This window comes from Cupriavidus pauculus, from assembly GCF_022179805.1.
In the GTDB taxonomy this organism is placed as follows: domain Bacteria; phylum Pseudomonadota; class Gammaproteobacteria; order Burkholderiales; family Burkholderiaceae; genus Cupriavidus; species Cupriavidus pauculus_E.
Genome location: NZ_BPUO01000011.1, coordinates 22,150 through 36,002, shown reverse-complemented (window position 1 = coordinate 36,002; position 13,853 = coordinate 22,150). Strand labels below are relative to the sequence as shown.

Here is a 13,853-nt window from a genome sequence, read left to right as displayed (position 1 = left end):
ACTGTTTCTCCTGTAGCCTGTGCGTAATTACCAGCTGGCTTTCGTCAGACCCGGGATTTCGCCCTTGAAGGCGATTTCGCGGATCTTGTTACGCGCCAGGCCAAACTTGCGGAAGGTACCGCGGGGACGACCGGTGATCGCGCAGCGATTACGCTGGCGAGTCGGGTTCGCGTTGCGCGGGAGCTTTTGCAGCTCGAGACGCGCCAGATAACGCTCTTCTTCCGACTTTTCTTGGTCGTCAATAATGGCCTTGAGGTTTGCGCGCTTGTCGGCGTACTTCGCCACGAGCTTTGCGCGCTTCTTCTCACGTTCAATCAGAGCCAGTTTAGCCACGGTTACCCCTTAATTACGGAACGGGAACTTGAACGCGTTCAGGAGAGCCTTGGCTTCCTCGTCGTTCTTAGCCGTCGTCGTGATGCTGATGTTCAGACCACGCAGTGCGTCGATCTTGTCGTACTCGATTTCGGGGAAAATGATCTGCTCTTTCACACCGATGTTGTAGTTGCCACGACCGTCAAACGAGCGGCCCGACACACCACGGAAGTCACGCACGCGCGGCAGGGCCACGGTCACGAAACGATCGAGGAATTCGAACATGCGCTCGCCGCGCAGGGTCACCATCGCACCGATGGGGTAGCCCTGACGGATCTTGAAGCCAGCGATGGCCTTCTTGGCCTTCGTCACTACGGGCTTCTGACCGGCGATCTTGGTCAGGTCACCAACTGCCAGCTCAATGACCTTCTTGTCATTGATCGCTTCGCCCAGGCCCATGTTCAGGGTGATCTTGGTGAAACGCGGCACTTCCATGACCGACTTGTAGCCGAACTGCTTCATCAGCGCCGGCACAACTTGTTCTTTGTAAAACTCTTGCAGACGTGCTGTCATGCTCAACTCCTATCTGTGCCCAGAATCAAGCGGCCAGGACGGCACCGGTCGTCTTCAGCACGCGCACGCGCTTGCCATCTTCGACCTTGATACCGACACGCGACGGCTTGCCATTGGCATCCACGAGCGCAACGTTGGAAATATGCAGCGGCATCAGCTTGTCGACCACACCACCGGTGGTGCCCAGCATCGGGTTCGGGCGAGCGTGCTTCTTGGCAACGTTCACGCCTTCAACCACGAGCTTCTCGCCTTGCACTGCCTGGACGACACCGCGCTTGCCCTTGTCCTTGCCGGTCAGCACGATGACTTCGTCGCCTTTGCGAATCTTGTTCATGGCGGCTCCTTACAGCACTTCCGGAGCGAGCGACACGATCTTCATGAAGCGCTCGGTACGGAGTTCACGAGTCACCGGCCCGAAGATACGGGTGCCGATCGGCTCGAGCTTGTTGTTCAGCAGTACGGCGGCATTGCCGTCGAACTTGACGAGCGAACCGTCAGCGCGACGTACGCCCTTGGCGGTACGCACGACGACTGCGTTGTAGATGTCGCCCTTCTTCACGCGACCGCGCGGCGCTGCGTCCTTCACGGTCACTTTGATGATGTCGCCCACGCTCGCGTAGCGGCGCTTGGACCCACCCAGTACCTTGATGCACAGCACTTCACGCGCACCGGTGTTATCGGCCACTTCGAGCCGGCTTTCTGTCTGAATCATGGTGTTATCTTCCCAACTTAATCCGCCACACCCTCAAAATTGAGGACTGCCGGTCAGTCTTGGTCCCGTCGGAGCCAGGCATTGCGCCAGCACCGCTTGGGTTGATCAACTTGGAAGTCGGTAGCGCTTGCACCCGAAACTACTGGATACAAGCCCTTGCTCGCTCTACAGGCCTGCCCGGTTGGTACTGCTAAGGCGGACGCAATAAAGCGGAAGTCCAGGATTATAGCAACACAATCCTGGACTTGCAAGTCAGCTTAGTACTGTTGTACTTAGATGACGCGCGCAGCTTCTACCAGCCGGGAAACCACCCAGGACTTGGTCCGCGACAGCGGACGCGTTTCCTGGATTTCAACCTTATCGCCTTCCTTGTACTGGTTGGCTTCGTCGTGTGCGTGGTACTTCTTGGAACGCAGCACGTACTTGCCGTACAGAGGATGCTTGACGCGGTTTTCGATCAGGACCGTGACGGTCTTGTCCATCTTGTCGCTCACGACACGGCCCACGAGGGTCCGGCGAAGCTTCGCTTCAGTCTTCGCAGCTTCAGTCATTTCGCGTTCGCCTTCTCGTTCAGCACGGTTTGCACACGCGCGATGTCGCGGCGAACCTTCTTCAGCTGGCTGGTGTTCTGCAGCTGTTGGGTTGCCTTTTGCATGCGCAGGCTAAATTGGGCCTTCAGCAGCTCGGAGAGCTCCTGGTTCAGGCCTGCGGCGTCCTTGCCGCGCAGTTCGGATGCTTTCATCCCAATCTCCTTACGTACCGACCTGACGCACCACGAAATTCGTGGCGATCGGCAGCTTGGCGGCCGCGAGGCGGAAGGCCTCACGTGCCAGCTCTTCGGTCACGCCATCCATTTCGTACAGCATCTTGCCCGGCTGAATTTCAGCCACGTAGTATTCCGGATTGCCCTTACCGTTACCCATACGGACTTCAGCAGGCTTCTTCGAAATCGGCTTGTCCGGGAAAATCCGGATCCAGATGCGGCCGCCACGCTTGATGTGACGGGTCATCGCACGACGTGCCGACTCGATCTGACGAGCGGTCAGACGGCCACGGCCCATTGCCTTCAGGCCGAATTCGCCAAAAGACACGGCGTTGCCACGGGTAGCCTTACCCGTGTTGCGGCCCTTCTGCTCCTTGCGATACTTCCTACGCTTCGGTTGCAGCATTGTTATTCTCCACTCTTCGCGTCTGCGCCAGGCGCAGCACGACGACCAGCACCGGCACCACCGCGGCGGTTACCCGACGGACGGCCTTCGCCTTCACGGCGGCGGCCTTCCGGGCGACCCGGACGACGACGACGGTCTTCTTGCGGCTCTTCCACCACCGGCGCATCGTTGCGGCCCAGGTGATCGCCCTTGTAGACCCACACCTTGACACCGATGATGCCGTAGGTGGTTTCGGCTTCCGAGAAGCCGTAGTCGATGTCGGCACGCAGGGTGTGCAGGGGCACACGGCCTTCGCGGTACCACTCGGTACGTGCGATTTCGATACCGTTCAGACGACCCGAGCTCATGATCTTGATGCCTTGGGCACCCAGACGCATCGCGTTCTGCATCGCACGCTTCATGGCGCGACGGAACATGATGCGGCGCTCGAGCTGCTGCGTGATCGAATCGGCGATCAGCTGCGCATCGGTTTCCGGCTTGCGGATTTCCTCGATGTTCACGTGCACGGGCACACCCATGCGACGTTGCAGCTCGGCCTTCAGCAGTTCGATGTCCTCACCCTTCTTGCCGATCACCACGCCCGGACGCGAGCTGTAAATGGTGATACGTGCATTACGGGCCGGGCGCTCGATAACAACGCGGCCAACCGATGCGTTCTTGAGCTTCTTCTTCAGAAACTCGCGAACTTCGATGTCTTCTTTCAGCATGCCGGCGAACTTCGTGTTGTTGGCGTACCAACGCGAAGCCCAGTTACGGCTGACGGCCAGACGGAAGCCAGTCGGATGAATCTTCTGTCCCATCGTGACTCCTTAGTTGCCGAGCGTCACAGTGATGTGACAGGTTTGTTTCTCGATGCGGTTGCCGCGGCCCTTCGCCCGTGCGGTGAAGCGCTTGAGCGAGGTTGCCTTGTCGACGAAGATGGCCTTGACCTTCAGTTCGTCGATGTCGGCGCCTTCGTTGTGCTCGGCGTTGGCGATGGCCGATTCGACCACCTTCTTCACGATCCCGGCAGCCTTTTTCGGGCTGAAGGCCAGGATGTTGAGCGCGCGCTCGATCGGCAGACCGCGAATCTGGTCGGCGACCAGACGCGTCTTCTGGGCGGAGATGCGGGCACCGCGATGAATCGCTTTCACTTCCATGATGGCACCTTACCTCTTCGCTTTCTTGTCAGCCGCGTGGCCCTTGAACGTGCGAGTGATCGCAAATTCGCCGAGCTTGTGGCCAACCATGTTTTCCGTCACGTACACCGGCACGTGTTGACGGCCGTTGTGCACGGCGATCGTCAGGCCGATGAAGTCAGGCATGATCGTCGAACGACGCGACCATGTCTTGATGGGCTTCTTGTCCTTGCCGGCTACGGCCGTTTCCACCTTCTTCAGCAGGTGGTCGTCGCAGAACGGACCCTTTTTTGCGGAACGAGTCATATCTTTAGCTCCTACCTACCGATTAGCGCTTGTGGCGGCGCTGGACGATCATGCTGTCCGTGCGCTTGTTGCTGCGAGTACGGTAACCCTTGGCCGGGGTACCCCACGGCGACACGGGATCGCGACCAGCAGCAGTCTTGCCTTCACCACCACCATGCGGGTGGTCCACCGGGTTCATCACCACGCCGCGAACGGTCGGGCGAATACCGCGCCAGCGCGTTGCACCGGCCTTGCCGATAACACGCAGGCTGTGCTCTTCGTTGCCCACTTCACCGATGGTGGCGCGGCATTCGATATGCACGCGACGCACTTCACCGGAGCGCAGACGCACCTGAGCGTACAGGCCTTCACGGGCCAGCAGCACGGCGGAACCACCGGCGGCACGGGCAACTTGCGCGCCCTTGCCAGGCAGGATTTCCACGTTGTTGATCGTGGTACCAACCGGGATGTTGCGGATCGGCAGGTTGTTACCGGCCTTGATCGGGGCTTCCGAGCCGTTCATCAGGGCTTGGCCAGCTACCATGCCCTTGGTGGCGATGATGTAGCGGCGCTCGCCGTCGGCGAACAGCACCAGCGCGATGTTTGCGCTGCGGTTCGGATCGTATTCCAGGCGCTCGACCTTGGCGGCGATGCCGTCCTTGTCGTTGCGCTTGAAGTCGACCACGCGGTAGTGGTGCTTATGACCACCGCCCTTATGACGGGTGGTGATGTGACCATTGTTGTTACGACCCGACTTCTGGAATTGCTTTTCCAGCAGCGGAGCGTGCGGGGCGCCCTTGTGAAGGTCCTTGTTGACAACCTTCACCATCGAGCGACGACCCGGGGAAGTCGGCTTGGTCTTGACGAGTGCCATGATTACTTGGCCTCCGCTTCAAAATTGATTTCCTGACCCGGCTTCAGCGACACGTATGCCTTCTTGACGTGGTTGCGACGGCCCATGAAGCGGCCAAAGCGCTTTTGCTTGCCCTTCTGGTTCAGGATCTGAACGGACTGCACCTCGACCTTGAACAGCAGTTCGATGGCGGCCTTCACTTCTGCCTTGTTGGCATCGCGAGCCACTTCGAACACGACTTGTTCATTCTTGTCGGCTACCAGGGTTGCCTTTTCGGAAACCACCGGCGCGAGCAGCACCTGCATCAAACGATGATCGTTCTTGGCTACTTGCGTCATTTCAGCAACTCCTCGATCTGCGCGACAGCTGCCTTCGTCACGAGCACCTTCTTGTAGTGCACCAGCGACAGCGGGTCAGCGTGACGCGGCTCCACGACTGCCACGTTCGGCAGGTTGCGCGAAGCCAGGTAGAGGTTTTCGTCGAGGCTGTCGGTAATGATCAGCACCGAGTCCAGGCCCATGGCCTTGAACTTGTCGGCCAGCAGCTTGGTCTTGGGCGCGTCGACAGCGAAACCGTCCACTACGTTGATACGACCTTCACGTGCGAGCTGCGAATAAATCGAGCGCATACCGGCACGGAACATCTTCTTGTTGACCTTCTGGCTGAAGTTCTCTTCCGGCGAATTCGGGAAGATACGGCCACCGCCACGCCACAGAGGCGAGGACGACATACCGGCACGAGCACGGCCCGTACCCTTCTGGCGCCACGGCTTCTTGGTCGTGTGCTTGACCTCTTCGCGGTCCTTCTGCTTGCGGTTACCGCTACGGGCGTTCGCCTGATACGCAACGACGATCTGGTGGACCAGAGCTTCGTTGTAGTCACGGCCGAACACTTCGGGCGAGGCATCAACGCCGGCGCCGATTTGACCGTTGTCCTGGAGGAGCTTGAGTTCCATTACATGCGCTCCTTAAGCTTTGGCCTTGACGGCCGGGGTCACGATGACCTTGCCGCCCTTGGAACCGGGGATGGCGCCCTTGACCAGCAGCAGCTTGCGCTCTGCGTCGATCTTGGCGATCTCGAGGTTTTGCACGGTACGGGTAACGTCACCGAGGTGACCCGTCATGCGCTTACCCGGGAACACGCGACCCGGATCCTGCGCCATACCGATGGAACCCGGCACGTTGTGCGAACGCGAGTTACCGTGGGTGGCACGACCCGAAGCGAAGTGGTAGCGCTTGATGGTACCGGCGTAGCCCTTACCGATCGACACGCCCTGCACGTCGATCTTCTGGCCAACCTGGAACAGGTCGACCGACAGCGAACCACCAGCTTGCAGTTCGGCAGCCTTGGCTGCATCGATGCGGAATTCTTTGATGATTTCGCCAGCTTCCACGCCGGCTTTGGCGAGATGACCCGCCAGCGGCTTGGTGACGCGGCTTGCGCGTCGGCTGCCAAAGGTGACTTGAACCGCGGTATAACCGTCGGTCTCGTCCGTCTTGATTTGCGTCACGCGGTTGTCGCCGACCTCGACCACGGTAACGGGAATCGAATCACCGTCGTCCGTGAAAATACGGGTCATGCCAACCTTGCGACCTACAAGGCCAAGGCTCATGGTTTGCTCCATTCCCAGCTGCGATTGGCCGGGGCTGATTGATACACGAAACTGTGCGATTTGCGGGTTGCGCGAAAAGGATTGCGCTGACCAAAATGGCCCCCACTACCCGGGGAAACGGGTAGCCTTACAATATAACCCAGCCATTTGGAAAGGGCAAGTCCATTTGCCGAATTGGACGCCAGAGCCCGCGTGGACGAGCAAGATTCGGCGAAATAGCGACGTGAAGCCGACTTCGGGAGGCGCGATGGCGGCCGAAGCCGGCAATTCAGGCGGCTACGCTGATGAAATCTCCGCCGTAAAAGACCAGCGGCTCACCTTCGGAGGCGGCGAAATCGTGGACCGCGCCGACGATCAGCAGGTGATCGCCGAGCGGATCGGCCCGCTCCACGCGGCACGACAGCGTGGCCAGCGCTTCGTCGATGTACGGCACGCCATGTGTGCACCGCCAGTGCGGCACGCCGGCGAACTTGTCCGGCTGCGGCGTGGCAAAGCGGCGAGCCAGTTCACCATGCCCGGCGCGCAGGATGCTCACGCCGAAAGCTGCCCCTGGCGCAAACAGGCCGGCGTTCGGCGAGTGCCGGGCCAGGCTCCACAGAATCAGCGGCGGCTCCAGCGACAGCGACGCGAACGAGTTGACGGTCAGCCCCACCGCATTGCCTGCCTGCCCCACTGCGCCGATGATCGCCACGCCCGTTGCGAAGCGTCCGCAAACCCGCCGCAGGGCACGCGGGTCGGCAGTGGCGGCGGGCGCGGGCGCGCCCTTCAGGGTCCCGGATTCCATGTCAGGCCGCCTGAGCCATATGGTGGTCAATCAACTGCTGGCACGCTGCCGGATCGGTCCACCACGGAAAGAAGTCTGGCGGGTTGTCGAAGCCGTTGGCGATGCGTGCTGCCAGCGCCGGCGACTGGCCGGCCGCGCCCAGCAAGCCGAGGATATGCGGCGGCGGTGGCGTCAGCAAAGAGTTGGTCCAGCCCACTACGTCCTGCGCGTAGTCCCAGTAGCGTTCGAACGTGTCGTACATCCATGCGGCGTCGAACGGCTGCTCGCCACGCGCCAGGATCGCATCGAGATAGACCTTGCAGCATTTCGCCGCGTTGTTCGACCCCTGCCCGGTGATCGGATCATTGACCACCACTGCATCGGCCATGCCGAACACCATGCGGCCCGACGGCAGTGTCAGCACCGGCTTGCGTACTGTCGGTGCGAAGCGGCCGGACAGGATGCCGTTGGCGTCGGTCAACGCCACTTTCTCGCAGCGCTCAGCCTCCCACGGCAGCCACGTTTGCAGGATGCGCAGGCTTTCTTCCAGATGCGCCTCGGGTGTGCGTGCCTCGGACCAGCGATCCATCGGGCCGCCCGGAATGCCTTCGAATACCATGATCTCGCAGGGGCCGGACAACGTCAGCGCCGGAAAGACGAAGTACTCCCCAATGCCGGGAATCAGGTTGAAGCAAACCCGCGAGAACGGCATGCGGGGCGTCATGCCCGTGACGTACGTCAGCGCCAGCGACCGTTGAGGCGCGCTGAAGGGGCTGCGCGCCGCGTCGCGCTCAAAGCGGCCGACGATCTCGCCCTTGCCTGCCGCCAGCAGCACCAGATCGTGTTCCTGCGTCAGTGCTTCGAGTTCGTCGATACCGACATCCATCAGCCGGAGGTCACCACCACGGGCCGTGAATGCCTCCATCCACGCCGGCATTTTCAGCCGCTGGTCCACGGCCTGCGCCGGGCGGTCCAGCCTGGCTGCCCAGTCGATCGCTGTCGCGCTCGCCTGTTCGGGGTGCGGAACCGCGAGTCCGATGCCCTCCACGGGCGGACACGCGTCATCCCACCAATTGAGATTCAGGTCCCGCTCGGTCTGCAGCGCACGGTCGAACATGCACTGGCTGGACATGATCTTGCCTGCGCGGATCTGGTCCGGCGAGCGGTTCGACAGCAGCGTCACCCGATAGCCGTGGGCCTGCAGCCCCAGCGCCATCTGCAAACCCGACTGGCCGGCGCCGACAATGGCAATGCGTTGGCTCATGGTTGTCTCCGTGGTTGTAATCAGGAATGGCTCAGCCCGCGAGCTTGCCGATGGCGGGCACGCTCTGTTCGGGACCCATCGCCGCGTAGCCGCCATCCACGGCATAGTCGGCGCCGGTCACAAAGCTGGCGTGGTCGGAGCACAGGAACAGGACGACCTGCGCGACTTCGTCGGGCTCACCGACCCGGCCGAGCAGATGGAATGGCGCGGCCACGGCATCGGTGCGAGCCCGGTTGCCGCCACTGACTTCGTCCATCAGGCGGCACCAGGTCCATCCCGGCGACACGGCGTTGACGCGGATCCGATCAGGTGCCAGATCCATCGCCATGCTGCGCGTCAGCTGCGCGATGGCGGCCTTCGACACCGGATAGAGCCAGCGCCCGGTCTGGGCAACCCGCGCCGAGATGCTCGTGAAATTGACGATGGCGCCGCCGCCCTGCTCGCGCATATACGGATGCACGGCCTGGGCGAGCATCACCCCGGAGACCACGTTCACATCTAGCGCGGCCAGCCAGTCGGCGCGCGTCGAACGGAAGCCATCGTCCAGGTACGTGCACGCCAGATTGACCAAAAAGTCGACGCGCCCGAAGCGGCTTGCCACGGTTGTCACGGCACTGCGGACCTGTGTGTCCTGCGTGATGTCCGTTGGCACGAACACCGCCATCGAACCCAGCTCGGCCGCGACGCGCTCGCCGCCTGCCGCATCAATGTCAAGAATGGCCACGCGCGTGCCCTGTTCGACGAAGGCGCGCGCAACGCCCGCACCGATCAGCGTGGCGCCACCGGTGACGATGGCAACCTTGTCCTGCAAGCCCTTCATGGTGTGTCTCCTCGTTGTGTGCCGGGCGGCCTCATCGTGCCGCCCGTGCCGTGATGCGTGCGGCTACTTGCCTTCGCTTTTGCTCCAGCTCGCCATCAGCGTGTTCGACGGCCGCGTCTCGTCGAGTAGCTTGCGGGCGGTCTCTACACCAGCCACCGGCAAACCCTTTGGATCGAGCAGGCCCACCTGTACCAGCACGCTGGCCTGGTCCCAATAGATATGCTCGTGGTACAGCTTGTCGCCCCGGAACTTTACGATGGCGATCAGTGGAATTTCGACCCGCTTGCCCGTCGGCGGCACGCCCGGCAGCATCCAGTCGATTTCGCAGGTGTGGGTGAAGCAGAACAGCATCTCGTCCACCACCTGGCTGGCACCAATCGTGCGCGACAGCGGAATCAGGGTGGTATCGGGAGGGTTGCTGTGGACGAAGTGGTGCTGATAGAAGCGCCGGAGCTCGCGATGGCCCACGCCGCCGGTCATCGTCGGAATGTGGTTGACGTAGGGCTGGGGCACCATCGTCGCCATCGTGGCATCCACATCGCGGGTGGCGAATTCGTATTCGCAGTGCTTGTCCCACAGGGCCGAGAAGTCGTAGTGCGGACCCATTTCGGCGCGCAGTGCCGCGATGGAGCGCTGGTGCGCCATCAGCGCCGAGGCCCTGTCGAAGTGCTCGCCGCCAACCCGTGCGAACGCGTGGTCCATACCCGGATACACGTACAGCTCGGTGTTGGGCCGGCCGCCCAGTGCTTCGCGGATGTGACCCTGTGCCTCGGGCGGGCAAAAGCCATCCTGCTCCGCCACATGCAACACCAGCCGACCTCGGATGTTGTCCGCCTCGGCCAGCGCATGCTCGATGCCCACGCCGTAGTAGGCCACCGCGCAGGCCACGTCCGACAGTCGGCACGCCGCTAGGTAGGCGAGCTTTCCGCCCAGGCAAAATCCAAGCACACCGGTCTGGCCCACACACTCGGGGCGCCGGCGCAGTGCCGCCAGTGCGGCCCCCACATCCTGCACGCCAGTGTCTTCGTTGAATTGCTGGTACAGCCCGAGCGCACGCTGGAAGTCTTCGCCACGGTCGGTCAGTTCGATTCCCGGTGCAATGCGCCAGAACAGGTCCGGCACCAGCACGGTGTAGCCCTCCTCGGCGTAATAGTCCGCGACCTGCCGCATCGTGGCGTTGATGCCAAAGATCTCCTGGCACAACACGATGCCGGGCCCCTTGCCCGACGCCGGAATGGCGAGGTATCCGCTGAAACTGCCGTCCGGGGATTCGATCTGGATGGTCTGGCCCATGCCTGTTGTCTCCTGTGGGTTGCGTCGATATGGCCGCCATGCGTGCCGTCGCCCTTGAGTCCATGATGGGAGGCCCGCACCGCAGCAAACTAGCCGTCCAATGCCACGGCTATCCGATTAGTGCAGGAAAATGCGCGCCTGTTCAAGGGGCGCGAGGGGGGGACAGGCGAATCCGCTATAGTGGTGGCCAGCGAATCCGCCGCCGCACGCCACGCCGGCCGGCCGAATCGCCGCCGGAATCAAGCGGCGCGCACGCTCTGCCGGTATGTCGATCCGGACCAAAGCGGCAGCACCGGGGCCGGCCCGCCAGGAGCGAGACATGCCGCAGTTGCCCCCCACCGCCCCGGCCACCGCGCCGTTGGCGGGTGCCCTGCTTCACGACGCCGCAAGGCTGGTGTTCGATTCGGACGACCTCGACACCACGCGAGCGCACGTCGGCGCCGTTTTCAAACCCCATCGGCTGACGTTGCACGGCAACGCATTGCATGCACGCATGCATCACGCACCGTTGGAGGCCGTCTCCTTCAACCGGCTAGCCTATGGCGGCGACGTGACGATCGATCCGGGCCCGCTTGGCGACTTCCTGCTGGTGCAGATGCCGATCGCCGGCGAGGCCGACATCCATTGCGGCGGCCAGCACATCGTTTCTGACCCGGACCTGGCCTCGGTGCTGACACCGAGCGAGCCGTTGCGCATGCGCTGGAGCGCTGACAACGACCAGCTCATCGTTCGCATCGAGCGCAGCGCGTTGGAACGTGTCTGCGCTGCATACCTGGGGCGCAAGCCAGTCCAGCCGCTACGGTTCCAACTCGGCATGGACTGGCGCACGGCCGGCTGGCAGGCACTCGTGCAATATCTGGCCGACATGCTGCGCCTGGCGCCGTCGATCTCCACCCATCCGCTGACTGCCTGCCAATTGGAACAGTTCGTGATTGGCGCGCTACTGACATCGCAGCCCCACAGCCTGTCGGATGCGCTGGGCCGGCATGGCAAGCCGCTGGCTCCGCGGCACGTGAAGGTAGTCGAGGAATATATCCACGCACACGCCGACGCGGCGCTGACACCGGCCTGGTTGGCGGAAATGGCAGGGGTCAGCCTGCGCAGCCTTTATGCGGGATTCCGCGAGCATCGCGGCCTGAGCCCGATGGCTTACCTGCGCACGGTACGGCTGGAACGGGTGCGGCACGATCTGCTCAACGACGCGACACTGTCGTCGGTGACAGCGGCCGCATTGCGCTGGGGATTCGCGCACCTCGGAAGATTCAGCGCCGAATATCGACGTGCGTTTGGAGAATGCCCGGCCGAAACCTTGCGGCGGCGGGGGCGCGGCTGAGGGGCGCGTAGCGCGGCGTCCATCTCCAAAACAAAAACGGCGAACCGAGCGGTTCGCCGTTTTGCTGTATCAGACTGCCGAAGCAGCCCAAAACATATTTACACCTTGATCTCGACGTCCACGCCGGCCGGCAGGTCGAGCTTCATCAGCGCGTCGACGGTCTTGTCCGTCGGATCGACGATGTCCATCAGGCGCTGGTGAGTGCGGATCTCGAACTGATCGCGGCTGGTCTTGTTGACGTGCGGCGAACGCAGGATGTCAAAGCGCTGGATGCGGGTCGGCAGGGGCACGGGACCCTTGACGATCGCGCCGGTACGCTTGGCGGTATCCACGATTTCGGCAGCCGACTGGTCGATCAGGCGATAGTCGAAAGCCTTCAGGCGGATACGGATCTTCTGGTTCTGCATGATTGTTCCTTAAAAGAGCGATGGGCAATGTGCCCGGATTATCGGGAACATGCCCGAAGGCACGTCCCGGAAAAAGGTTGCTTAGTCGAGGATCTTTGCCACAACGCCGGCGCCGACGGTACGGCCACCTTCGCGGATAGCGAAGCGCAGGCCTTCTTCCATGGCGATCGGGGCGATCAGCTTGACGGTGATCGACACGTTGTCACCCGGCATGACCATTTCCTTGTCCTTCGGCAGCTCGATCGAGCCAGTCACGTCGGTCGTACGGAAGTAGAACTGCGGGCGGTAGTTGTTGAAGAACGGCGTGTGACGGCCACCTTCGTCCTTCGACAGGATGTACACCTCACCCGTGAAGTGCGTGTGCGGCTTGATCGAGCCCGGCTTGCACAGGACTTGACCACGTTCCACGTCTTCGCGCTTCGTGCCGCGCAGCAGCAGACCCACGTTGTCGCCAGCTTGACCTTGGTCCAGCAGCTTGCGGAACATTTCCACGCCGGTGCAGATCGTCTTCACCGTCGGGCGGATACCCACGATTTCGATTTCTTCGCCGACCTTCACAACGCCACGCTCGATACGACCGGTCACCACGGTACCGCGGCCCGAGATCGAGAACACGTCTTCCACCGGCATCAGGAACGTACCGTCAACGGCGCGCTCCGGCGTCGGGATGTACGTGTCCAGTGCGTCGGCCAGGGCCATGATCGCCACTTCGCCCAGCTCGCCCTTGTCGCCTTCCAGCGCCAGCTTGGCCGAACCCTTCACGATCGGGGTGTCGTCGCCCGGGAAGTCGTACTTGCTCAGCAGCTCGCGCACTTCCATTTCCACCAGCTCGAGCAGCTCGGCGTCGTCCACCATGTCGCACTTGTTCAGGAACACGATGATGTAAGGCACGCCAACCTGGCGGGCCAGCAGGATGTGTTCACGCGTCTGCGGCATCGGGCCGTCAGCGGCCGAGCACACCAGGATTGCGCCGTCCATCTGCGCAGCGCCCGTGATCATGTTCTTCACATAGTCAGCGTGGCCCGGGCAGTCAACGTGGGCGTAGTGACGGTTGGCCGTCTCGTATTCCACGTGTGCGGTGTTGATCGTGATACCGCGTGCCTTTTCTTCCGGTGCTGCGTCGATTTCGTCGTACTTCTTGGCTGCACCACCGAACTTCGCGGCCAGCACCGTGGCAATCGCTGCCGTCAGCGTCGTCTTACCGTGGTCAACGTGACCGATCGTACCTACGTTCACGTGCGGCTTGGTCCGCTCGAACTTTTCCTTTGCCATGTTTCAGCTCCTAATGGAATACAGTCTGATTCAATTCGTCACACCGCCACGCAGGTCGTGCGTGGCG

The 13,853-nt window shown here is 62.2% G+C and carries 21 protein-coding genes; 1 reads left to right on the top strand and 20 read right to left on the bottom strand.

Annotated elements, in window-relative coordinates:
- Window positions 1-27: 27 nt before the first annotated feature.
- The 18 genes from rpsN to MFF62_RS21480 form a co-directional block, all read right to left on the bottom strand.
- Complete coding sequence (gene rpsN, locus MFF62_RS21565) at window positions 28-333, bottom strand: 30S ribosomal protein S14 (RefSeq protein WP_008642942.1); 306 nt, start codon at window positions 331-333, stop codon at window positions 28-30.
- A gap of 9 nt (window positions 334-342) precedes the next feature.
- The gene (gene rplE, locus MFF62_RS21560; protein WP_019451027.1) at window positions 343-885 is read right to left on the bottom strand and encodes a 50S ribosomal protein L5; all 543 of its coding nucleotides are present in this window, start codon (window positions 883-885) and stop codon (window positions 343-345) included.
- A gap of 25 nt (window positions 886-910) precedes the next feature.
- A complete protein-coding gene (gene rplX / locus MFF62_RS21555) occupies window positions 911-1,219 on the bottom strand; it encodes a 50S ribosomal protein L24 (protein ID WP_238265157.1) in 309 nt (102 codons plus the stop codon).
- Window positions 1,220-1,228: 9 nt separating this feature from the next.
- A complete protein-coding gene (gene rplN / locus MFF62_RS21550) occupies window positions 1,229-1,597 on the bottom strand; it encodes a 50S ribosomal protein L14 (protein ID WP_006576237.1) in 369 nt (122 codons plus the stop codon).
- A 272-nt stretch (window positions 1,598-1,869) separates the two neighbouring features.
- Window positions 1,870-2,148 (bottom strand): 30S ribosomal protein S17, encoded by a 279-nt coding sequence (rpsQ, locus tag MFF62_RS21545; RefSeq protein WP_238265156.1) that lies wholly within the window; start codon window positions 2,146-2,148, stop codon window positions 1,870-1,872.
- Window positions 2,145-2,339, bottom strand: a complete 195-nt coding sequence (gene rpmC, locus MFF62_RS21540; RefSeq protein ID WP_238265155.1) for a 50S ribosomal protein L29 — start codon at window positions 2,337-2,339, stop codon at window positions 2,145-2,147. Before rpmC ends, rpsQ begins: the two co-directional genes overlap by 4 nt.
- Before the next feature lie 10 nt (window positions 2,340-2,349).
- Window positions 2,350-2,766, bottom strand: a complete 417-nt coding sequence (gene rplP / locus MFF62_RS21535) for a 50S ribosomal protein L16 (protein ID WP_006160465.1) — start codon at window positions 2,764-2,766, stop codon at window positions 2,350-2,352.
- Between the two features lie 2 nt (window positions 2,767-2,768).
- Complete coding sequence (gene rpsC, locus MFF62_RS21530; RefSeq protein WP_066731250.1) at window positions 2,769-3,566, bottom strand: 30S ribosomal protein S3; 798 nt, start codon at window positions 3,564-3,566, stop codon at window positions 2,769-2,771.
- Between the two features lie 9 nt (window positions 3,567-3,575).
- Window positions 3,576-3,905, bottom strand: a complete 330-nt coding sequence (gene rplV, locus MFF62_RS21525; protein ID WP_238265154.1) for a 50S ribosomal protein L22 — start codon at window positions 3,903-3,905, stop codon at window positions 3,576-3,578.
- Between the two features lie 9 nt (window positions 3,906-3,914).
- Window positions 3,915-4,190, bottom strand: a complete 276-nt coding sequence (gene rpsS, locus MFF62_RS21520; protein WP_092602200.1) for a 30S ribosomal protein S19 — start codon at window positions 4,188-4,190, stop codon at window positions 3,915-3,917.
- 22 nt (window positions 4,191-4,212) lie between these two features.
- Window positions 4,213-5,043, bottom strand: a complete 831-nt coding sequence (gene rplB, locus MFF62_RS21515; protein ID WP_008642926.1) for a 50S ribosomal protein L2 — start codon at window positions 5,041-5,043, stop codon at window positions 4,213-4,215.
- Between the two features lie 2 nt (window positions 5,044-5,045).
- Window positions 5,046-5,360, bottom strand: coding sequence for a 50S ribosomal protein L23 (gene rplW / locus MFF62_RS21510; protein ID WP_238265153.1), 315 nt, complete (start codon window positions 5,358-5,360; stop codon window positions 5,046-5,048).
- Window positions 5,357-5,977 (bottom strand): 50S ribosomal protein L4, encoded by a 621-nt coding sequence (rplD, locus tag MFF62_RS21505; RefSeq protein WP_238265152.1) that lies wholly within the window; start codon window positions 5,975-5,977, stop codon window positions 5,357-5,359. Before rplD ends, rplW begins: the two co-directional genes overlap by 4 nt.
- Before the next feature lie 12 nt (window positions 5,978-5,989).
- Window positions 5,990-6,634, bottom strand: a complete 645-nt coding sequence (gene rplC, locus MFF62_RS21500; RefSeq protein WP_101680470.1) for a 50S ribosomal protein L3 — start codon at window positions 6,632-6,634, stop codon at window positions 5,990-5,992.
- 268 nt (window positions 6,635-6,902) lie between these two features.
- Window positions 6,903-7,418, bottom strand: coding sequence for a flavin reductase family protein (locus MFF62_RS21495; protein ID WP_238265151.1), 516 nt, complete (start codon window positions 7,416-7,418; stop codon window positions 6,903-6,905).
- A gap of 1 nt (window position 7,419) precedes the next feature.
- Window positions 7,420-8,661, bottom strand: coding sequence for a styrene monooxygenase/indole monooxygenase family protein (locus MFF62_RS21490; protein ID WP_238265150.1), 1,242 nt, complete (start codon window positions 8,659-8,661; stop codon window positions 7,420-7,422).
- 31 nt (window positions 8,662-8,692) lie between these two features.
- A complete protein-coding gene (locus tag MFF62_RS21485) occupies window positions 8,693-9,481 on the bottom strand; it encodes an SDR family oxidoreductase (protein ID WP_238265149.1) in 789 nt (262 codons plus the stop codon).
- A gap of 63 nt (window positions 9,482-9,544) precedes the next feature.
- Window positions 9,545-10,774 (bottom strand): dienelactone hydrolase family protein, encoded by a 1,230-nt coding sequence (locus tag MFF62_RS21480; RefSeq protein ID WP_238265148.1) that lies wholly within the window; start codon window positions 10,772-10,774, stop codon window positions 9,545-9,547.
- Between the two features lie 319 nt (window positions 10,775-11,093).
- Here MFF62_RS21480 and MFF62_RS21475 point away from each other — a divergent pair, with 319 nt between their 5' ends.
- Window positions 11,094-12,107, top strand: coding sequence for an AraC family transcriptional regulator (locus tag MFF62_RS21475; RefSeq protein ID WP_238265147.1), 1,014 nt, complete (start codon window positions 11,094-11,096; stop codon window positions 12,105-12,107).
- Between the two features lie 98 nt (window positions 12,108-12,205).
- Here MFF62_RS21475 and rpsJ read toward each other — a convergent pair whose 3' ends face one another.
- Together rpsJ and tuf are read right to left on the bottom strand one after the other, a co-directional pair.
- Window positions 12,206-12,514: a 30S ribosomal protein S10 gene (gene rpsJ / locus MFF62_RS21470; RefSeq protein WP_006160488.1), complete on the bottom strand. Its 309-nt coding sequence runs from the start codon at window positions 12,512-12,514 to the stop codon at window positions 12,206-12,208.
- Between the two features lie 81 nt (window positions 12,515-12,595).
- The gene (tuf, locus tag MFF62_RS21465) at window positions 12,596-13,786 is read right to left on the bottom strand and encodes an elongation factor Tu (protein WP_238265137.1); all 1,191 of its coding nucleotides are present in this window, start codon (window positions 13,784-13,786) and stop codon (window positions 12,596-12,598) included.
- Window positions 13,787-13,853: the final 67 nt, after the last annotated feature.